Source organism: Sulfurihydrogenibium azorense Az-Fu1, assembly GCF_000021545.1.
In the GTDB taxonomy this organism is placed as follows: domain Bacteria; phylum Aquificota; class Aquificia; order Aquificales; family Hydrogenothermaceae; genus Sulfurihydrogenibium; species Sulfurihydrogenibium azorense.
Genome location: NC_012438.1, coordinates 399,722 through 419,533, shown reverse-complemented (window position 1 = coordinate 419,533; position 19,812 = coordinate 399,722). Strand labels below are relative to the sequence as shown.

The following is a 19,812-nucleotide window of genomic DNA, read 5'->3' as shown; positions in this document are numbered from 1 at the left end:
AGATTTTATATAGATTTAGAAAAGATTAAGGCTAACCTGCGGGGTTCGATAGGGATGGTATAAGCTATTTCTGGGCTATATACATCAGAAAGGGAGCTCGACATCCTGTAGATCCCGTGGGACTACAGTGGGAGCACCCACCTATTGGGTAAGCGCCCAAGAACAAGGCTACCAATCCCGTCGGCCTTCGTGGGGGCCTTGACCACTTTTTTAGCCCTGACCTTCCAACTTTTGGGAGGTCATGTTGAAAGAAGAACTTAGGAAGAAGATTTTAGCAAAAAGAGAAATTTATCCCAACTGGCAGGAAGACTCTCATAAGATAATAAACAATTTTCTACTTAAACTTGACCTCTCAAATTTTAAAACATTTATGCTTTACTATCCCCATAAAAAAGAAGTAGATACTACAGTATTGATAAAAAAATTACTTCAAGAAAGAAAAACAGTAGTATTACCAAAAGTATCAGGGCAAGACATTAAACCAACTATTATTAAGGAATTAGACAATCTAATCGTAGGTTATGCTGGCATTAAGGAGCCTGTAGGATTCCAAATAAACCCTAAAGAAATAGATTTAATAGTTGTCCCTGCAGTTGCTTACGATAAAGAAGGATACAGAATTGGTTATGGGAAAGGCTACTATGATAGATTTTTACCAAAACTAAGAAAAGATTCGTTAAAAATAGGATTTTGCTACGATTTTCAACTTTTAGAAAAAGTACCCCACGAACCCCACGATTTTAGAGTTGATTTAATTATTACACCAACACAAATTTTAAAAACAAAAAAGGAGGAAGTAAAATGAACGAAGTAATAGTAGGATTATTATCTGCAGTTTTTGCTGGTGGAGCAGGATTTACTGCTTGTAAAGTAATGGTAGAAAAGAAACTGAAAGAAAAAGAAGAAGAGTATAACAAAGTATTAAGTAGAAAAGAAGAGATAGAAAAACTTGCAAAAGAGGAAGCAGAAAGGATAAAAAAGGAAGCCGAGAAAGAAGTAGAAAGGATATTAAAAGAAGCTGAAAGAGAAGCTAAGATAAGGGCATCAGAGATAGAGAAAGAAGCACTAAAATTGAAAGAACAGCAAGAGTTTATTATAGAGAAAGAACTATTGAAAAGAAAACAAGAACTTGAAAATGAAATAAGACAAAAAAGAGAGGAACTTCAAAACTTAGAAAAACAACTTTTAATGAGAGAGTCCCAGTTAGAGAAAAGACTTGCAAGGTTAGAACACAGAGAAGAAGAGATAGAGAAAAGAGCTGCTGAAATTGCTAAGTTAGAATCAGAAATAAAAGCTTTAGAGAAACAGTTAAAAGAAAAAGAAGAAAAACTAAAATCTGCTGAAGAACATTACATACTAGAGCTTCAAAGGATTGCAAGTATGACAAAAGAAGAAGCAAAAGCAGAACTTATGAGAAAAGTAGAGGAAGAAGCAAAATTAGAAGCTGCTAAGCTTATGAGAGAGATTGAAGAGGAAGCAAAGAAAAACGCAGAAAAAGAGGCTAAATGGACCCTTGTTACAGCGATTCAAAGACTTGCACCAGAAGCAACTACTACCTACACAGTTTCAGTTGTTGACCTTCCAAGTAACGATATAAAAGGTAGAATAATAGGAAGGGAAGGAAGAAATATAAGAGCCTTTGAGATGGCAACAGGAGTAGATTTAATAATAGACGATACACCAGATATAGTTACAATATCTTCTTTTGACCCTTTAAGGAGAGAGATTGCAAAAATAGCTTTAGAAAGACTTATAGCTGATGGTAGAATACATCCGGGAAGGATAGAAGAGGTTGTTGAAAAAGTAAAAGAAGAAATGGACCAGCACATTAGGAAGTTAGGAGAAGAAACATGCCTTGAACTTGGTTTCACAGACGTCCATCCTGAACTTTACTACTACATAGGAAAGTTAAACTACAGAACATCTTATACCCAAAACGTTTTACTACACACTAAAGAAGTAGCATACCTTGCAGGAATGATGGCTGCAATGCTTGGTTTAGATGAAAAGATGGCAAGAAGGGGAGGACTTATGCACGATATAGGTAAAGCAATCTCCCACGAAGTTGGAGGAGCTCACTCCAAAGTTGGAGCTGAGATTGCAAAGAGATACGGAGAACCTGACTACGTCATAAACGCAATCCTCTACCACCATGGAGATGAACCTGCAAGGTACCCTGAAGCTGTTTTAGTTGCAGCAGCTGACGCACTATCGGCGGCAAGACCCGGAGCAAGAAGAGAAGTACTCCAATCTTATATAAATAGACTTGAAAAGATAGAAGCAATTGTTAACTCTTTTGAAAATGTAGAAAAGTCCTTTGCAATACAGGCAGGTAGAGAAGTAAGGGTAATTGTAAACGCAGAAAAACTCTCTGACGAAGAAGCTTACCTCTTAACAAAAGAGATAGCAAAAAGAATAGAAAAAGAAGTAGAGTTCCCAGGACAGATAAAAGTTGTTACAATAAGAGAGTCAAGATTTGTAGAAGTAGCCAAGTAGGTTAAAGATGAGATTTTTAGTTATTGGAGATGTAATCGGAAGAACGGGAAGGAGAGCTGTTAAAGAGGTTCTTCCTTCCCTTAAAGAAAAGTTAAGTATAGACTTTGTAGTTTTAAACGGAGAAAATTTAGCCCACGGAAACGGTATTACAAAACCTACTTTTGAAGAAGTGATTACTGCAGGAGTAGACGTTATAACCTCTGGAAACCATACATTTGATAAAAAAGAAGTGTATACAATCATAGACGATGAAAGACTACTTAGACCTGCAAACCTTCCTCCCCTTGCAAAAGGTAAAGGATTTAACACTTATGAAAAAAACAATAAAAGAATAACAGTTATAAATCTTATGGGAAGAGTCTTTATTGGAATTCCCTTAGACTGCCCCTTTAGAACCTTTGACGAAATCTACAACAAAGTAAAAGATACATCAGACTATATAATAGTAGATTTTCACGGAGAAGCTACATCAGAAAAACAAGCCTTTGGCTATTACGTAGATTCACGGGCAACCTTAGTCTTTGGAACTCACACCCATGTACAAACTTCAGATGAAAGATTTTTACCAAAAGGTACAGCTTACATATCAGATGTAGGATTGACAGGTGCTTACGACTCGGTGATAGGAATTAAAGCTCCACAGATTATAGAAAAATTCATAACAGGAATGCCTGTAAAATACGAACCAGAAGAAGGAAGATACATATTTCAAGCTTTATTTTTAGACACAGAAGAAAAAAAATTAAAAAGAATACAAATAAAAGAAGGTGAAAGTTATGAACTATAAAAACTTTTTAGATTTAAAATTATCCGAGATAGGTATTGGAACTTACTTAGGCAGTCCCGATGAAAACACAAATAAAAACTACGAAGAGACTATAAAAAAAGCAGTGGAGTTAGGTATTAACGTAGTAGATACAGCTATAAACTACAGGGATATGGAAAGTGAAAGGGTTATAGGTAGAGTATTAAAAAATATAGATAGGAAAAGTTTAATAATCTCCACAAAAGGAGGATACTTTCCAAGGGACAGTAGACTTAAAGTAGAAAACATAACACAATATTTGAAGGAAAACTTTATAGATAAGGGTATCGTAAGTAAAGAAGATATTACACCTTACGGAAACATGCTAACTCCAAAATACATAGACTGGTCTTTTGAAAAAAGTTTAGAAAACTTAGATACAGATTACATTGATATATACTTTCTACACAACCCAGAAGACCAACTTCAAATAGTAGATAAACAGACATTTTACAAAAAACTATGGACCGTTTTTAGACTCTTAGAAGGAAAAGTAAATCAAGGAAAGTTAAGATACTATGGACTTGCAACATGGAACGGCTTTAGAGTCCCCCCTGACCACATTCAACACCTAAACTTGTTTGAGATTTTTGATATTGCTAAGGATGTAGGAGGGGAAAACCATCACTTTAGATTTATTCAACTACCTTATAATTTAGCGATGACAGAAAGCTACACACTTAAAAATCAATATTATAATGGTAAGCTCTACTCCACTTTAGAAGCAACTCAAATTCTTGGTATATATACATACATAAGCGCACCATTATTCCAAGGAAGAATAGTTAGAAGATTTGATGAAAATGCTAAAAAATTATTCAAAGTAGAAAAAGATGTCCATATCCCTATACAGTTTGTAAGAAGTACTCCGGGAGTAGGAACAGTGCTTATAGGTATGAGTAAAGTAAACCATCTTTTAGAAAACATAGAGATAGAGAACTATCCCAAACTTGAAAAAGAAGAAATTGATTTTATATTTTCAAGCAGTAGATAGAAAATAAGTTTATGATATACTAAATTTTAGATAAAAACTTATTAAGGAGATAAGATGAAAAGCAGAATCTCAATGGTTGTAGGTGTGATTTTAATATTTGTTGCCGGAATGAGCTTTGGACTTAACGCAAAAACTCCAAAAACAGATTACAGTGAAGATATTCAAATAATTAGAACCTATACAGATGTTTTAAAACTAGTAGAGGATAACTACGTTGAACCAACAGACCCTAAAAAATTACTTTATGGCTCACTAAGAGGTTTACTATCATCTCTTGACCCTTACTCAACTTTCTTTACACCCGAAGAGTTTAAAGAGTTTACATCAGAAACACAGGGAGAGTTTGGTGGACTTGGAATGGAAGTAACTATGGAAAACAACAAACTTTTAGTCGTATCACCAATAGAAGATACTCCTGCATTTAAAGCAGGAATAAAACCTGGAGACTGGATAGTAGAGATAGACGGAGAACCTACAGACAAAATGACCCTTTTCCAAGCAGTTAAAAAGATGAGAGGAAAACCCGGAACAAAAGTTACATTAACTATATTTAGAAAAGGTGTAGAAAAACCATTTAAAGTAGAGTTAGTAAGAGACTTAATAAAAGTAAAAAGTGTTAAAACAAAAGAATTAGAAAATGGAAAAATTGGGTATATAAGGTTAACCCAGTTTCAAGAAAACTCAGCTGAAGAGTTTGAAAAAGCTTTAAAATCATTCAAAAACAAAGAAGGTATTATCATAGACCTTAGAAACAATCCGGGAGGATTACTTACCTCTGCAGTTTCAATAGCTGATATGCTACTACCAAAAGGTAAATTAATCGTTTACACACAAGGTAGAGACCCAAAAAACAAAGAAGAGTTCTACTCCCAATCAGAACCAGTAGTGGATAAAAAAATTCCAATAGCGGTTATCGTTAATAAAGGCTCTGCATCAGCTTCTGAGATTTTAACAGGAGCTTTAAAAGATAATAACAGAGCGATTATAGTCGGTGATACAACCTTTGGTAAAGCTTCTGTACAAACTCTCATACCTTTACCTGATGGTTCTGGTGTAAAATTAACAGTGGCACACTATTACACTCCAAATGGAAATCTTATAATGAATAAAGGCATAACTCCGGATATAATCGTAAAAGTAAGTGAAGAAGAAGAAGCAGAAAGAGCAAAAGCAGAAAGAGAAGCAAAAATGAACGGAAAAGAAGTTGAGATAAAAGACCCTCAACTTGAAGCTGCCATAAATGCAATAAAAATTTTAAACTTTGCAAAGAAGTTGAATTAGGATGATAGTCTTAGGGATAGAAAGTTCTTGTGATGATACCTCTGTAGCTGTTTATGACAGTGAAAGGGGTATTCTTTCCAATGTAGTATCGTCTCAGTTTATACATTTAGAGTTTGGAGGAGTTTACCCAGAACTTGCTGCCAGAGAACACACAAAAAACTTTTTACCTGTTTTAGACAAAGCATTAAAAGATGCAAAAATCAGCTTAAACGATGTTGACGTAGTAACTGCAACATTTATGCCGGGATTAATTATATCGTTAGTAGTAGGTGTATCAGCTGCAAAATCTTTATCATTTTCCATAAACAAACCAATTGTACCTGTACATCATATAGAAGCACACATCTTTGCCAACTTTTTAGTTAAAGAAATTGAGTATCCATTTATAGCTCTTGTAGTATCCGGAGGACATACAGAACTAATCTTGGTTAAAGACTTTGAAGATTACCTATACATAGGAGGAACTTTAGACGATGCAGTGGGAGAAGTTTTCGATAAAGTAGCAAGGGCTATGGACTTGGGTTTCCCGGGAGGTCCTGTGATAGACAGACTAGCTCAAAACGGAAAAGAAGTGATAAAATTTCCAAGACCAATGATAAACGAAAAAGGAGAAAACAGGTTTAACTTTTCATTCAGTGGTTTAAAAACAGCTGTGATAAAAGAAATCAGAAAAGGCATACATACAAAAGAAGATATAGCAGCTTCTTTCCAAGGAGCCATCATAGAAACACTTTTAAAAAAGACGTTAGATGCTTGTAATGAGTTTAACGTAAAAAGAGTTGTAATAGCAGGTGGTGTATCAGCTAACTCAAAGCTAAGAGAAGAGGTTTCAAAAATAAAAGGTATAGAGTTTTACTACCCTCCTCTAAATCTTTGTACAGACAATGGAGCTATGGTTGCTTTTACAGGATTTAAAAGATTTTCAAAATACAAGAAAGGATTTAAATTAGATTTTGAAGCTAAAGCCAAGTGTAGAATAGATAGATTCCCTCAACTACTTAGAGATTTTCATACCTAATATTCCAGCAAACAAAACCACTAAGAAAAACAAGCCCATAACGATTAAAACTAGCTCCATATTCAAATCCTCTTAAAAATAAAAAGGGAGGGATTAACCTCCCGTTAATGTTAAACTTTAACGCCTAACTTTTCTGCTTTTTCTTTAGCTTCTTCTATTCCACCAACCATGTAGAATGCTTGCTCTGGTAAATGATCCCATTTACCTTCAACAACTTCTTTGAAAGACTGTATAGTTTCTTCTTTCTTAACGTAAGAACCCGGTTGACCTGTAAACTGTTCAGCAACGTGGAATCTTTGAGCAAGGAATCTCTGTAATCTTCTTGCTCTTCCAACTATAGCCTTATCTTCATCAGAAAGCTCTTCCATACCTAAGATAGCTATAATCTCTTGAAGCTCTTTGTATCTTTGTAATATTCTTTGTGTTTCCCTTGCTACGTAGTAATGCTCTTCACCTACATACTCTGGTGCTAAAGCCCTTGAAGTTGACTCTAATGGGTCAATAGCTGGGTATATACCTAACTCTGTTAATCTTCTTTGGAGAACGATAGTTGCATCAAGGTGTGCGAATATAGAAGCTGGAGCTGGGTCTGTAATATCGTCTGCAGGAACATAAACAGCCTGAATAGATGTAATAGAACCATTCTTAGTAGATGCAATTCTCTCTTGAACTTCACCAACGTCAGTTCCAAGTGTTGGCTGATAACCAACTGCAGAAGGAAGTCTTCCAAGAAGTGTGGAAACTTCAGCACCTGCCTGAACAAATCTAAATATGTTATCTATAAAGATAAGAACGTCTTGTTTTTCCACATCTCTAAAGTATTCTGCTATAGTAAGTCCAGTATGAGCAACCCTAAATCTAACTCCCGGAGGCTCGTTCATCTGACCGTAAACCATTGCTGTGTAAGGTAAAACTCCAGACTCCTTCATCTCCATCCAAAGGTCGTTTCCTTCCCTTGTTCTTTCACCAACACCAACAACAACTGAGTATCCAGAATGGAACTTAGCTATGTTGTGGATAAGCTCCTGCATCAAAACAGTTTTACCAACTCCAGCACCACCAAACAGTCCTACTTTACCACCTTTTATCAAGGGCACTAATAAGTCAATAACTTTGATACCTGTCTCAAACTGCTCTACTTTTGTAGACTGTTCTTCAAAAGAAGGAGCTTCTCTAAAGATTGGCCAGTACTCTTCTGCGTTTACAGGTCCTGCTTCATCTATTGGTTGTCCTACAACGTTGAATATTCTACCAAGAGCTGCCTTCCCTACAGGAACTTTTACTGGAGAACCTAAGTCCTCAGCTTCAACTCCTCTAACAAGTCCATCAGTAGGACCATAAGCTACCGTCCTAACTCTTGAATCTCCAAGATGTTGAGCAACTTCAAGGTAAAGGTCTTCAACGTACTCTTTCCCAGTATCATCAATAGCCGTTCTTTGCACTTTTATAGCGTTTCTTATTGCCGGTAGTTGTCCCTCTGGAAACTCAACATCCACTACCGGACCTATAATCTGAACTACTTTTCCTTTTGCCATCTATAATCCTCCTTGATTTTTACTTAATTGCTTCAGCAGCGTTAATAATGTCTATAAGCTCTGTTGTAATAGCTTCTTGTCTTGCTTTATTAAATATGATAGTCCATTTTCTAATTGCTTCTCCTGCGTTTTTAGTTGCGTTATCCATTGCTATCATTCTTGCAGAATGTTCTGCAGCTGAAGATTCAACTAAAGCTCTATAAAGCTGAAAGTTAATGTACCTTTGGAGTAGAGAATCCAAAACCTCTTCTTTAGAAGGTTCAATGTTATATATACTCATTTCATCGTACTTTTTAGGAGAACTTGCTTTAGGCTCTAACGGTAGAAGTTCTCTAATTTTTGTTTCATAAGTAGAAGATGTTATAAGCTCGTTGTTAATTAAGTAAATAGCATCTGTTTTTTCTTCTATAAATCTTGAAGATACGATACCTCCAAGCATAGAGGTAAATGAAAGGTTCATTTGGTTTCTATATATATCTTCGTAAGATGCAACAATATTTAAACCTTTGTTTTTAAAGAAGTTTACTCCTTTTCTACCTATTAAAATCAAATTTACAGTTTTTCCTTGTGATTGAAGGTTTTGTATCTCTCTCCAAGCCGTTTTTAAAACGTTTGAGTTAAAAGCTCCTGCAAGTCCTCTATCAGCTGTTATAACGATGAGGTCTACATTTTTAACTTCTCTTTTTGCTAATAGTGGATGGGATTCCCTGTCTATATAGATAGATAAATCTGATATAAGTTCATACAACTTTTCTGAATAAGGTCTTGTAGCATAAAGAAGGTTCTGGGCCTTTCTTAACTTGGCCGCAGAAACCATCTTCATAGCCGAAGTTATTCTTCTTGTGTTCTTTATACCGTTTATTTTTCTTTTTATATCCCTTGGAGATAACTTAGCCATTTTTCATCTCCTAAAATGCGACTTTTTTCTTAAACTCTTTAACAGCCGCATCAAGTTTTGCTTTTATATCGTCTGTTAAAGCTTTTTCCCTTCTTATAGCTTCAAGGATATCTGGTTTTTCTGTATCTAAGAATGTGTAAAACTCTTTTTCAAATTTTTGAATAGCGTTTACAGGTACATCGTCTAAGTACCCTTGTCCTGCTATGTATATAATTGCAACTTGTTTTTCTACTGGAACAGGCTGGTTAGGTGGTTGCTTTAAAAGTTCAACCATTCTTTGACCTCTTGCAATCTGAGCCTGAGTTGCTTTATCAAGGTCTGATGCAAACTGAACGAATGCCTCAAGCTCTCTAAACTGAGCTAGGTCAAGTCTTAAAGTACCTGCAACTTGTTTCATAGCTTTTATTTGAGCAGCACCACCTACCCTTGAAACAGAGATACCAACGTTAATAGCAGGTCTTATACCTTTATAGAACAAGTCTGCCTCAAGGAATATCTGACCGTCAGTAATAGATATAACGTTAGTTGGAATGTATGCAGCAACGTCACCTGCTTGAGTTTCTATAATAGGTAAAGCAGTTAAAGAACCTGCTCCAAGTTCATCGTTTAACTTAGCAGCTCTCTCTAACAATCTTGAGTGAAGGTAGAAAACGTCTCCAGGGTATGCTTCCCTTCCTGGTGGTCTTCTCAAGAGAAGTGATAACTGTCTGTAAGCGTAAGCGTGTTTTGTAAGGTCATCGTATATAACTAAAGCGTGCATTCCGTTGTCTCTAAAGTACTCACCTATTGTACATCCAACAAATGGAGCTATATATTGCATAGTTGCAGGGTCTGAAGCTGTAGCAGCAACGACAGTTGTATACTCCATTGCACCATGTTTCTGCAACGTTTCAACTATGTGAACAACGTTTGCTCTCTTTTGTCCTATTGCTACATAGATACAGTAAACACCTTGACCTTTTTGGTTAAGTATAGTATCTATAGCAATTGTAGTTTTACCTGTTGCCCTATCTCCGATTATTAACTCTCTTTGTCCTCTACCTATTGGAATCATTGCATCAATTGCTTTTATACCTGTTTGAAGTGGTTCGTGTACTGATTTTCTCTTGACTACACCCGGAGCAATTTTTTCAACTGGAGAGTAGTAAGCTATATCTGTTATAGGACCTTTTCCGTCTATCGGATTTCCAAGTCCATCAACTACTCTTCCAAGAAGTCCTTTTCCTACTGGAATAGACAAAATTTTCCCAGTTCTTTTTACTACACTACCTTCTCTTACGTTTACGTCAGATCCAAGTAAAACTGCACCTACATTATCTTCTTCAAGGTTAAATACAACACCAACTACACCATTTTCAAACTCAAGCATCTCACCCATCATTGCCTTTTCAAGACCGTAAATACGAGCAACACCATCTCCCACCTGAATAACAGTTCCAATCTCCTCAAGGTTTGCAGAAACTTCAAACTCTTGAATTTGCTTGTTTAACTGCTCTAAAACTTCATCAGCTCTTATAACAGACATCTATTCAACCTCCTGGTATATTAAAATCTTGTTAATGACCTTTCTAACTGTTTTAAGTAATTTCTTACAGACGTATCAAGTATATAACTTCCAGCTTTTATAACAGCTCCACCAATTAAACTTTTATCTTCTTTAACTGTAAACTCAATCTTTTTACCTATTTTAGACTCAAGTACAGTTTTTATTTGGTTTAAAAGGTCTTCATCAATAGGATGAGCTGTAATAACTTCTCCTTGAACTGTTGCAAAGAACTTTTCTACTTCAAATCTAAAAGCTTTGTTTAATTCTTTAATAATGTTTCCTTTGTTTTCTTTTACAGCCAAAAAAATAAAAGGTTTTACTTCTTGAGGTAGATTTAAAACATCTAAAATTTTTGAAACAGCTTTCTCTTTTTCTTCTAAAGAAACTGTTGGACTTAAAATTATATTTCTAAAGTTTGAGTTAGATTTGTAAAGTAAAGAAAGAATATCTAAAGCTTTTGATGTGTTAGAAAGCTTTTCCTCATCATTTCCAAGAACTTTTATCATCCCTTTAACAACTTTCTTCAAAAACTTTTTATCTACTTTCAACTTAAGCCTCCAGTTGTTTTATTGTTTTATTTACTATAGCTTTTGTTGTTTCTGGATCTACTTTTTGATTTAAAAGGTTTTGAGCTAACTCTAAGGCTTTTGATGTGGCATACTTTTTAATTTTTAACTCTGCTCTTTTAATTTCTATATTTATAGTTTCTTTTGCTTGAGCCTTTATTCTTTCTGCTATCTCGTTGGCTTGGGCAATTGCGTGTTTCCTCTCGTTTTCAGCTGTCTCTTTAGCAAGTTTTATACCTTCCTCAAGTTTATAGTTTGCTTCCTCTAACTTTTTCTTTGCTTCTTCTAAAGCTTTAATACTATCTTCTTTAGCTTTTTGGGCTTGCAAAACCATATCTGCAACCGACTGTCTTCTATTTTCTAGAAATCTTTTAATATGTTTTCCACCAAAGTAGGCTATCACAGCCAAAAGAATAACCGTGTTAACAGCTTTCCAGATTAAAACACCTGACTCCTCAGAACCTTCAGATGCAAAAGAGATTCCTACTATAAACAAACCCATTAAAATAGCTTTTTTCATGCCGCTTTCTCCTTAAGAGTTAGTTTATCTACTATCTTCTCTGCTATTTTTTCTATAGTTGTATCTAACGCTTTTATCTCTATTTCAGCTACTCTGTCTATATCCTTTTTAGCTTCTTCTATCTCTTTTTCAGCTTCTTCTTGAGCCTTTCTTATAATATCTGCAACAATTTGGTTTGTCTCCTTTGAAGATTCATCTAAGATTTTTTTACTCTCTTCTTTGACTTTTGATAAAATTGCATCAACTTCTTTTAAAATCTCTTGAGCTTGTCTGTTGTTTACTTCAGCTTCTTCCAGTAGTTTCTTAACTGTCGTTTCTCTTTCCTCAAATGCCTGTAAGTATGGATCAAAGTAGACTTTTTTCATTACGAACATAAAAACTAAAAATAAACCTAATTGGATAAAAAGGGTGTAATCAAGACTTATCCCTACGTGCATAAACTCCTCCTTGTTGTAAATATCATACATTATAATATCAGAAAATTAGAATAAATTCAAAATTTTTGTTATAATGCTTTTAAAGTCTAAGAGATGGAGTTAAAACCTATGGAAAAAGTAAACATAAAAATAGATGGTATAGAGATACAAGTTGACAAGGGTACAACTGTTTTAGAAGCTGCAAAAAAATTAAATAAACTAATACCTACCTTCTGTTATCACGAAAAACTACCTATCTTTGGTGGTTGTAGAATGTGTCTTGTTTACGATGTAAAAGCAAGAAGAAGTATAATTGCCTGTGGTAGTTATGTTTACGATGGAATGGAAATAGAAACAGAAAACGAAAAGGTAAAAGAAGACAGAAAGTTTATTTTAGAGATGCTTTTTACAAGGCATCCACTTGACTGTCCTATATGTGATAAAGCTGGAGAGTGTGACCTTCAAAACTGGGGAACCTACTGGGGACCTCAAAATCCAGTCCTGCCCATAACACCCTTTGAAAAAATAAGGGAAGAAGTTGACTGGGAAAGTGATTACCTTGAGTATGTATCAAATAGATGTGTTTTATGTATGAAATGTGTAAGTGTTTGTGATAACATAAATCAGTCTCATTCTCTTTACCCACTTGAAAGAGCCTTTGAAACTTTAATAGACCCGGTTAAAAAACCTATGGATACAAGTAGCTGTGAGATGTGTGGGCTGTGTGTTGATATATGTCCTGTTGGTGCAATACTATTTAAACCTTTTAAGTACAATGCACGTCCTTGGCTTTTAAATGAGACTTTTACCCACTGTAGCATATGTAGTTTAGGCTGTCCAGTTGTAATAGACCACGATGGAAAAAAGATTTACAGAATAAGAAGCACAGCAGAACTTGAAGTATGTGCAAAACCTTACTTAGGTTATGATTCATTTAATACAAACAGATTAAAAACTCCAAAGATTAACGGAGAAAATACATCTTTAGATAACGCTTTAAAACAAATAGCTGAGACAGTAAACAAAAACCCTTCAAAAACAGCTGTTATTGTATCTCCTTACCTATCAAACGAAGTTTTAGAAAGTATAAACAGTTTTGGACTACTTACAACCTCAATTATAACGTTAGACGTTGTTCCACTACTTGAAGGTTTTGGGGATTATAAACCTCCTACCCAAGAGGAGATTAAAAACGCAAGCCACTATATAGTTATAGGAGATGATATTACCTTAACTAACCCTGTTTTAACTTACTATATGAAGAAAAAAGTTGTGTACATAGGAGAAAGTTTAGGAAGAATAAAGAAGCTGTATCCTTACTTTATACAGGCTAAAGGCAGAGAGATAATAGAAAAACTAAAGGAAGTGGCACAAGAAGGAAGTGTAATAGTATACTCATCTTATTTTTATGGAGAAGATGCAAGGTACTTAGGAGAGGTTCTTAAAAACCTTGAAGTTGAAAAAGGCTGTAAAATTATAATATCTCCTCCATACTCAAACGCTTTTGGAGTTGTAAATTACATTAAAAATATCTATCCAATAACACAAATCTTTGAAAAAGTTATATCAGGTGAGATAGAAAACATTGTAATGTTTGGAGAGGAGATATCTTTAGTAGTAGAAGAAGAAAAGCTTAAAGAGATATTAAACAAACTAAAAACAAAAATTTTATTTACACCTTTTGAAGATGGACTGGCTTTAATAAGTGATGTAGTAATTCCCTTAAATACTTGGATAGAAGAGGATGGACATTACGACTTTTTAACAGGCCAAAGAAAGTCAAAGGCTTCAATAAAACCTATTTATAAAAACAGTGATGTTTTAAATAAATTAAAATCAATGCTACAGTTAAATAACCTTAAGATAGACATAAAACCTTTCGATTACTCAATTCCAGATTGGATATTAAAATATCAACAAGATATATGGGACTGTTCTTACTTTTCTTTAAGGTCTGAAAATCTTACAAACTGGAAATTAAAAAACTTAGGGGTGTTAGATGAATATTAAAATGGGTGTTGCAAAAGCTGGAATAAAACCATCAGGGGATTACGATATCCTTGTTGTTAAATTTCCCCTTTCTGTTTACAGCGCAGTGTTTACTCAAAACTCACTGGCAGCAGCTCCAGTTTTATACGATAGATTGGTTTGTGAGATTCAAGATAGAATATTAGCTTTGGTTATAAACAGTGGAAATGCAAACGCAGCTACAGGTCAAAAAGGTTTTGAGAATGCAGAAAAGATGGTGGAAATTACTGCAGAGTGTTTAGGTTTAGATAAATCAGAGGTTATGGTGTTTTCAACAGGTGTGATAGGCGTTCAGCTTCCTATGGATAAAGTAGAAAATGGTATAAAACAAGCCTGTCAAAACCTTCAAGATTTAGATTTAGAATTGGCAGCAAGAGCTATATCTACAACAGATACTTTTTATAAGTACTATGAAACAACTGGAATGATAGATGGAGAAGTATTTACTGTAAAAGGTATAGCAAAAGGTGCTGGAATGATACATCCAAACATGGCAACTATGCTTGCTTATATATTTACAGACGTTAAAATAGACAAAGACCTTTTAGACAAAGCTACAAAACTTGTTGTAGATAGGACTTTTAACTCAATATCAGTAGATGGATGTGAAAGTACAAATGATAGTTTTGTAGTAGTCGCAACAGGAGAGTCAAAGGTTGAAATAAATGACTCAAACAGGGTGTACTTTACAAAAAAACTTTACGAAGTGGCTTTAGAACTTGCAAAGATGATTGTTAAAGATGGAGAAGGTGCAACGAAACTGATAGAGATAAATGTATTTCAAGCATCATCTAAAGAAGAAGCCAAAAAAGTTGGAGAAGCTATAGCAACATCAAACCTCTTTAAAACAGCAATGTTTGGAAACGACCCAAACTGGGGAAGAATACTTTCAGCAGTAGGACAACTTCATTTAGATATAGACTTTTCAAAAGTTAAACTTTACTTAGGAGATTTTCTACTCTATAACGGAGAACCAATAGAATTTGATAGGTCAGCTGCTATAGAGTATTTAAAAAATAATAAAGAAATTGTTATAAACCTTTACCTTAGTAGAGGAGAGCAAGAGTGGACTTTCTACACCTGTGATTTAGGCTACAAGTACGTAGAGATAAATGCAGAGTATACAACCTAAATCTTTCTAAACTCCTTTTTTGAGTAATTACAAACAGGACACCTCCACTTATCAGGAAGGTCTACAAATTCTACACCAGGAGATATTAGATTTATCTCATCTCCTTTTTCTGGGTCGTACACGTATCCACATACTCTACATCTGTACTTTACATTACTTTCTTTCTTCACTAACACTTTCATCTTCTAACCTCTCTGCCAAGTACTCCGCAAGGTGCATAACTTTTACATTTTTATAGTCTCCATGTTTGTACATTCCATCAGCAAGGTTTAAAACACATCCGGGACAATCACTTAAAACATACGTTGCCTGAGTTTTTTTCAGGTCCTCTATCTTCCTTTTTTGGAGTTCAGATGCTACTTCGTAGTTTGCAACAGAGAAGTACCCTGCAAAACCGCAACACATCATTGCCTCTTCACCTTCTACATAATTTGCATCTTTAACGTTTTTTAAAACATTTCTAAAGACATTAGGGTCTGTCTTCATAGCAGTGTAAGAGTGGCATGGGAAATGGAAGGTTACTTTTTCACCTTTACCTCTAAATGTAAAGAATCCTTCTTCTTCTAATATTTCCGCAAAGTCTTTAACAGGGTACTTATACTCTTCTTTTAGAGCTCCACCACACGTTGGACATGCAACCACTATGTAATCAAACTGGTACTTATCTATCTCCTGTTTGTTGTGTTTCATAAGTTTATTAAAAGAGTCTATCTCTCCGCTGTAAAGGTGAGGAGCTCCACAGCATCTTATATCTTTTGGAACAACTACGTCGTATCCGGCCTTTTCCATAAGTTTTAAAACACTCTCTCCAACCTTTCCTTGAAATGCATCTATCATACATCCAGTAAAAAATAAAAGTCTACCTTTTGATTTTTCTGATTTTACCTCTTTACCTCTAAGGCCAAAAGGTTTTGCAGAAGGCTTTGGCATAAGTTTAGCATACTTAGGGATACCTACATCTATATAAACTGCGTTATATTCAGGTACCTCTTTTCCAAGCATTTTTCCGTAAGCTTCCATTAAAGCAGGAGCAAATTTCATACCTATTTTTGTAAGAGGATTACCCATCATAGCAAGACCTTTAAAAACAACATTTTTAAAGTAATCCTTTTTACTTTTTTCTTTTGCCATATTTCTGGCTCTAAACATTATCTCTTTGTACTCTACTTCGTTAGGACATATCCACTCACATCTTCTACACATAGCACACTGGTTCCACTGAGCTGCTATATCTTCCGTTAAAGGAAGTATTCCGTCAACTACTGCTTCAGCCAAAGCTAACCTTCCTCGTGGAGAAGACCTTTCCTCTTTTACAACAGAGTAAGTTGGACAAACCTGACGACAAGCTGAACATTTAACACACTGATGGGCAAGCTCTATAGTAAGTTTAGGTTCTATATAATGGCTCATTAAACGCTCTCCTAAAAACAATTTGTACTAAAAATCTATATTAGTTAATAAATATTCACAATAACTTATATCATGTTTCTACCTTGAAAAATCCAAGGCAAAAATTTTAATTTGCACAAAAAATATGCAAAAGTATATTTACTTTTAAAAATTTTTAATATATCTTTTATACCACAAATTTAATTTTAAAGGAGGATAACCAGAGTTGATAGGATTTGGACCCCATTTAATGGTTGATGGTTATGAAGGGTCGTTTGAGGCGTTAGCAAGTGTGGAAGCTGTAACGAACTTCTTAGACACCCTTCCAGCAGAGATAGGCATGACAAAGATAATGCCACCATACGTATTTAAGTATGATGGTGGAGAGAAACCAGAAGACTGGGGAGTATCTGGGTTTGTTATTATAGCTGAGAGCCATATAAGTATCCACACTTTTCCGGAGAAAGGATACTTTTCAATAGATATCTTCTCATGTAAAGAATTTAATATTCCAGCTGCATTGGAAATCATTAAGTCTTTCTTTGGAACGGATAAACTTGAAATTCAAACAACTTCAAGAGGAACTGAGTTTCCAAGGGATATATCTTTAGCAACAACTATAACATCTTCACAAAGAAATAGATTAATGTAACAAACAAGCCGGCTTTCAGCCGGCTTCACAGTTTATAAAAAGGCTACTCTATTTTTCCCATTTCTTTTAGCAATATAAAGTGCTTCATCTACTCTCTTATATATTGATTCTTTTGTATCTTCTTTTTTACTTTCTGTTACGCCAAAACTGGCAGTAAATTTTATTATTCTATCTTCAAATTTTACTTCTCTATTTTCAATAATACTTCTTATTCTTTCAGCTACTTTTATTCCATTTTCTAAAGACACTCCAGGTAAGATTATTCCAAACTCTTCTCCTCCTATCCTTCCAATTATTGTATTAGCCCTTAAAAAGATTCTTAAAACAGTAGAAATCTCTTTCAAAACTAAATCACCAGCCAAATGTCCATAAGTATCGTTAACAGATTTAAAATTATCAATATCTAATAAGATTAACGTAAAGATATAATCCTTTTCCCTTACTTCTTTTAACAAATTCCCCAATGTTCTGTCAAAACTTCTACGATTTACAACACCTGTTAAGAAATCAATAGTTGCGTCTTGTTTTGCAATTTTTAGTTCCATGTTCAGATTTTGAATTTCTTTATGGTAATTTTCTAACTTCTTTGTTAAACTTTCATTCTGATTTTTTATAAATTCAAGTTCTTGTAGAATCTTAGAAAATTTTTCGTCATCTGACTTTTTGGTAATCTCCTCATGCTTCTGTATGTTTTCCTTATGTAAGTAAGCAACGTTTAATATATCAAGGAGTTTTTCTTCTATGCTGTCTGCTATTTTTTCCAATTTATCTGATGTTTCTCTTATGTTTATTTCAAAAAATTTTTCTTCTTTGCCAATATTAAAATTTTTTTTCATACAATCGCCCATAGAGATTAAATATTTCTTTATCCGTTAAGGACTCTTTACTTTCTACTAAATGACAAAAAACTAAAAACCATCTTTCATAATTTTTAGGCGTCATTAGAATGTTATACTTTAACATAAATTTTATTTGACGACGAATTATTTCAAGAAGTGTTTCTAATTCCTCCTCTTTTAGATGACCCCCTAAAGATTCTATTTTGTTTAAAATTTCACATCCCTTCATAATATAAAACCTGATTCTTTATTCTTATTTCTTTTTCGCAGTTTCTTGAGCAAACTTTAATATATCTTCTTCAGGTATATCAAGCCCGTGTTCTTTTATATATTCTTTGAGGTTTTCTACTATGTTTTCTACTTTAGATAGAGACCTTCCTTTATCTGGAGTTGGGTCTTTAACTAAGCCATATATCTGTCTTCCTTCATGCCATTCTGGTAAGTATTCAGTTATAGGTAAACCTTCTGGTGTTGTAAACAGTAAACAATGACAGTATTTAAATATTTGCATCTCATCACAAGCACATATCCATCTTCTTTTTTTAACTTCTTCTTTTTTATCAGGATAAAAGTTGCATGGGCATAGAGGTTTTCCTAATTCTTGGACATGAGCTGCAAGTCCTTGTATGACAGCCATCCTTACTTCTTCATTAGGATTTGGTACAGTGCCAGATTTTTCCGCAAATGTATTTACAAAGTTTTTCATCTTTTCTAGTATTTCTGGTTTTATATTTTCCATCTAAATCCTCCAAATTTAATATTCAAAAAATTGTCCAATTTTAATCAAAAAATAGATATGACAAATCTCATTTGCTTTGCAAAATCCAAAAAATACGATTATTATTATTATAACAAATCAAAGATTGGGAGGTTTATTATGAAAAAGTATCTAACTGCTATAGCCTTATGTGTATCTATTTCTTACGCTGGAGATTTAACGTTAAAAGAACCACCAAAGACTCTTTCAAAGTACTATCCTCCAAACTCAAATAAAATGGAGTTTTTAAACAGTATGTACGCAATGTCAACAGCTTTTACAGGAATGTTTACAAACATACAGGAAAATGATTGGAAAAATGCAGAAAAATGGGCAAACATTTTAAGAGAGAACTATTTAAACATAGGTAAAATGGTTCCTGAGTTTGATAAAGGGTTAAAGAAGAATGAAGTAAATGCCCTTGTTGAAGCTGTAAAGTCAAAAGATATGGAAAAAGTAAAATTTAACGCTGACGCTGTAGGTAAATCCTGTATGCAGTGCCACCAAAACTACAAAGTATCAACAAAAATCCTTTACCATTACCCATCTTTTGAAGTTATAAATATAGAAGACCCTGTAAGCAGGTCTAATGTAGAGTTTCACGATTATATGAAAAAAGTTTCTGACTCTATGAAAAAAATGAGAGTTTACTTAGAAGATGGAAAGTTTGATAAAGCAGTAGCAGAAGGAAACAACTTCATAAAAAGAGTTAAGGGTATATCTCAAAGTTGTAATGAGTGTCATAACAACAAACTATCCATTGAAATATATCAAGGCAAAGAGTTAGAAGAAAAGTTAAACCTTTTATCAAAGGCTTTACAATCCAAAAACAAGGAAGAGATTTACAAATCTGTAGGATGGATATCTATGAATAACTGTTCAAAGTGTCATAATACTCACCAAACAGTAGCAGAGTTAAAAGAAAAGTTTAATAAATAAT

Annotated in this window: 20 protein-coding genes and 1 other RNA gene; 11 read left to right on the top strand and 10 right to left on the bottom strand. The window is 34.2% G+C overall.

The features are described 5' to 3' along the window. Window positions 1-30 precede the first annotated feature (30 nt). From ssrS to tsaD, 7 genes are all read left to right on the top strand, one after another. Window positions 31-200: non-coding RNA, 6S RNA (gene ssrS, locus SULAZ_RS09300), on the top strand. 44 nt (window positions 201-244) lie between these two features. Continuing rightward, complete coding sequence (locus SULAZ_RS02270; protein WP_012674152.1) at window positions 245-805, top strand: 5-formyltetrahydrofolate cyclo-ligase; 561 nt, start codon at window positions 245-247, stop codon at window positions 803-805. Beyond that, window positions 802-2,496: a ribonuclease Y gene (rny, locus tag SULAZ_RS02265; RefSeq protein WP_012674171.1), complete on the top strand. Its 1,695-nt coding sequence runs from the start codon at window positions 802-804 to the stop codon at window positions 2,494-2,496. Before SULAZ_RS02270 ends, rny begins: the two co-directional genes overlap by 4 nt. Window positions 2,497-2,503: 7 nt before the next feature. Further along, window positions 2,504-3,283: a TIGR00282 family metallophosphoesterase gene (locus tag SULAZ_RS02260; protein WP_012674731.1), complete on the top strand. Its 780-nt coding sequence runs from the start codon at window positions 2,504-2,506 to the stop codon at window positions 3,281-3,283. Further along, entirely contained in the window at window positions 3,273-4,295 is a 1,023-nt protein-coding gene (locus tag SULAZ_RS02255; protein ID WP_012674654.1) for an aldo/keto reductase, read from the top strand. Before SULAZ_RS02260 ends, SULAZ_RS02255 begins: the two co-directional genes overlap by 11 nt. Window positions 4,296-4,349: 54 nt before the next feature. Continuing rightward, a complete protein-coding gene (locus SULAZ_RS02250) occupies window positions 4,350-5,576 on the top strand; it encodes a S41 family peptidase (RefSeq protein ID WP_012673544.1) in 1,227 nt (408 codons plus the stop codon). 1 nt (window position 5,577) lies between these two features. Then, window positions 5,578-6,594 carry a tRNA (adenosine(37)-N6)-threonylcarbamoyltransferase complex transferase subunit TsaD gene (tsaD, locus tag SULAZ_RS02245; protein WP_012674848.1) on the top strand — a complete coding sequence of 339 codons (1,017 nt, stop codon included), beginning with the start codon at window positions 5,578-5,580 and terminating at the stop codon, window positions 6,592-6,594. A 110-nt stretch (window positions 6,595-6,704) separates the two neighbouring features. Here tsaD and atpD read toward each other — a convergent pair whose 3' ends face one another. The 6 genes from atpD to SULAZ_RS02215 are packed head-to-tail and all read right to left on the bottom strand — an operon-like array spanning window position 6,705 to window position 12,096. Then, entirely contained in the window at window positions 6,705-8,129 is a 1,425-nt protein-coding gene (gene atpD / locus SULAZ_RS02240; protein WP_012673671.1) for a F0F1 ATP synthase subunit beta, read from the bottom strand. A 19-nt stretch (window positions 8,130-8,148) separates the two neighbouring features. Next, a complete protein-coding gene (locus SULAZ_RS02235) occupies window positions 8,149-9,027 on the bottom strand; it encodes a F0F1 ATP synthase subunit gamma (RefSeq protein ID WP_012673918.1) in 879 nt (292 codons plus the stop codon). A gap of 10 nt (window positions 9,028-9,037) precedes the next feature. Continuing rightward, window positions 9,038-10,552, bottom strand: a complete 1,515-nt coding sequence (gene atpA / locus SULAZ_RS02230; protein WP_012674910.1) for a F0F1 ATP synthase subunit alpha — start codon at window positions 10,550-10,552, stop codon at window positions 9,038-9,040. Window positions 10,553-10,572: 20 nt separating this feature from the next. Beyond that, entirely contained in the window at window positions 10,573-11,121 is a 549-nt protein-coding gene (gene atpH / locus SULAZ_RS02225) for an ATP synthase F1 subunit delta (protein WP_012674426.1), read from the bottom strand. 1 nt (window position 11,122) lies between these two features. After that, window positions 11,123-11,659, bottom strand: coding sequence for a F0F1 ATP synthase subunit B (locus tag SULAZ_RS02220; RefSeq protein ID WP_012675094.1), 537 nt, complete (start codon window positions 11,657-11,659; stop codon window positions 11,123-11,125). Further along, window positions 11,656-12,096 (bottom strand): F0F1 ATP synthase subunit B, encoded by a 441-nt coding sequence (locus tag SULAZ_RS02215; RefSeq protein ID WP_012673504.1) that lies wholly within the window; start codon window positions 12,094-12,096, stop codon window positions 11,656-11,658. The genes SULAZ_RS02220 and SULAZ_RS02215 overlap by 4 nt, the downstream gene beginning before the upstream one ends. A gap of 93 nt (window positions 12,097-12,189) precedes the next feature. Here SULAZ_RS02215 and SULAZ_RS02210 point away from each other — a divergent pair, with 93 nt between their 5' ends. Together SULAZ_RS02210 and argJ are read left to right on the top strand one after the other, a co-directional pair. Next, window positions 12,190-14,085, top strand: a complete 1,896-nt coding sequence (locus SULAZ_RS02210; protein WP_228357457.1) for a 2Fe-2S iron-sulfur cluster-binding protein — start codon at window positions 12,190-12,192, stop codon at window positions 14,083-14,085. Then, window positions 14,075-15,235, top strand: a complete 1,161-nt coding sequence (gene argJ, locus SULAZ_RS02205; RefSeq protein ID WP_012674118.1) for a bifunctional glutamate N-acetyltransferase/amino-acid acetyltransferase ArgJ — start codon at window positions 14,075-14,077, stop codon at window positions 15,233-15,235. The genes SULAZ_RS02210 and argJ overlap by 11 nt, the downstream gene beginning before the upstream one ends. Here argJ and SULAZ_RS02200 read toward each other — a convergent pair. After that, window positions 15,232-15,417 (bottom strand): rubredoxin, encoded by a 186-nt coding sequence (locus SULAZ_RS02200; protein ID WP_012675074.1) that lies wholly within the window; start codon window positions 15,415-15,417, stop codon window positions 15,232-15,234. The two genes, argJ and SULAZ_RS02200, sit on opposite strands and share 4 nt — an antisense overlap. Next, window positions 15,389-16,645 (bottom strand): (Fe-S)-binding protein, encoded by a 1,257-nt coding sequence (locus SULAZ_RS02195; RefSeq protein WP_012674394.1) that lies wholly within the window; start codon window positions 16,643-16,645, stop codon window positions 15,389-15,391. The genes SULAZ_RS02200 and SULAZ_RS02195 overlap by 29 nt, the downstream gene beginning before the upstream one ends. A 205-nt stretch (window positions 16,646-16,850) precedes the next feature. Between SULAZ_RS02195 and speD the strand changes: the two genes are divergently transcribed. Then, a complete protein-coding gene (gene speD / locus SULAZ_RS02190; protein WP_012673438.1) occupies window positions 16,851-17,276 on the top strand; it encodes an adenosylmethionine decarboxylase in 426 nt (141 codons plus the stop codon). A 32-nt stretch (window positions 17,277-17,308) separates the two neighbouring features. Here speD and SULAZ_RS02185 read toward each other — a convergent pair whose 3' ends face one another. Together SULAZ_RS02185 and SULAZ_RS02175 are read right to left on the bottom strand one after the other, a co-directional pair. After that, on the bottom strand, window positions 17,309-18,112 hold the full coding sequence (locus SULAZ_RS02185) for a GGDEF domain-containing protein (RefSeq protein WP_187145714.1): 804 nt from the start codon (window positions 18,110-18,112) through the stop codon (window positions 17,309-17,311). Window positions 18,113-18,368: 256 nt separating this feature from the next. Continuing rightward, window positions 18,369-18,854, bottom strand: coding sequence for a ferredoxin-thioredoxin reductase catalytic domain-containing protein (locus SULAZ_RS02175; RefSeq protein WP_012674914.1), 486 nt, complete (start codon window positions 18,852-18,854; stop codon window positions 18,369-18,371). 138 nt (window positions 18,855-18,992) lie between these two features. Between SULAZ_RS02175 and SULAZ_RS02170 the strand changes: the two genes are divergently transcribed. Further along, window positions 18,993-19,811: a cytochrome c gene (locus SULAZ_RS02170; RefSeq protein WP_012673960.1), complete on the top strand. Its 819-nt coding sequence runs from the start codon at window positions 18,993-18,995 to the stop codon at window positions 19,809-19,811. The last annotated feature ends 1 nt before the right edge of the window (window position 19,812 follow it).

Bases quoted from the DNA above. Each gene is read 5' to 3' on its own strand.
- SULAZ_RS02255 (WP_012674654.1), top strand. From the start codon at position 3,273: ATGAACTATAAAAACTTTTTAGATTTAAAATTATCCGAGATAGGTATT.
- SULAZ_RS02185 (WP_187145714.1), bottom strand. From the start codon at position 18,112: ATGAAAAAAAATTTTAATATTGGCAAAGAAGAAAAATTTTTTGAAATA.
- atpA (WP_012674910.1), bottom strand. From the start codon at position 10,552: ATGTCTGTTATAAGAGCTGATGAAGTTTTAGAGCAGTTAAACAAGCAA.
- SULAZ_RS02170 (WP_012673960.1), top strand. From the start codon at position 18,993: ATGAAAAAGTATCTAACTGCTATAGCCTTATGTGTATCTATTTCTTAC.
- tsaD (WP_012674848.1), top strand. From the start codon at position 5,578: ATGATAGTCTTAGGGATAGAAAGTTCTTGTGATGATACCTCTGTAGCT.
- SULAZ_RS02215 (WP_012673504.1), bottom strand. From the start codon at position 12,096: ATGCACGTAGGGATAAGTCTTGATTACACCCTTTTTATCCAATTAGGT.
- argJ (WP_012674118.1), top strand. From the start codon at position 14,075: ATGAATATTAAAATGGGTGTTGCAAAAGCTGGAATAAAACCATCAGGG.
- SULAZ_RS02250 (WP_012673544.1), top strand. From the start codon at position 4,350: ATGAAAAGCAGAATCTCAATGGTTGTAGGTGTGATTTTAATATTTGTT.
- SULAZ_RS02235 (WP_012673918.1), bottom strand. From the start codon at position 9,027: ATGGCTAAGTTATCTCCAAGGGATATAAAAAGAAAAATAAACGGTATA.
- SULAZ_RS02195 (WP_012674394.1), bottom strand. From the start codon at position 16,645: ATGAGCCATTATATAGAACCTAAACTTACTATAGAGCTTGCCCATCAG.
- atpD (WP_012673671.1), bottom strand. From the start codon at position 8,129: ATGGCAAAAGGAAAAGTAGTTCAGATTATAGGTCCGGTAGTGGATGTT.
- SULAZ_RS02260 (WP_012674731.1), top strand. From the start codon at position 2,504: ATGAGATTTTTAGTTATTGGAGATGTAATCGGAAGAACGGGAAGGAGA.
- SULAZ_RS02175 (WP_012674914.1), bottom strand. From the start codon at position 18,854: ATGGAAAATATAAAACCAGAAATACTAGAAAAGATGAAAAACTTTGTA.
- SULAZ_RS02210 (WP_228357457.1), top strand. From the start codon at position 12,190: ATGGAGTTAAAACCTATGGAAAAAGTAAACATAAAAATAGATGGTATA.
- SULAZ_RS02220 (WP_012675094.1), bottom strand. From the start codon at position 11,659: ATGAAAAAAGCTATTTTAATGGGTTTGTTTATAGTAGGAATCTCTTTT.
- SULAZ_RS02200 (WP_012675074.1), bottom strand. From the start codon at position 15,417: ATGAAAGTGTTAGTGAAGAAAGAAAGTAATGTAAAGTACAGATGTAGA.
- rny (WP_012674171.1), top strand. From the start codon at position 802: ATGAACGAAGTAATAGTAGGATTATTATCTGCAGTTTTTGCTGGTGGA.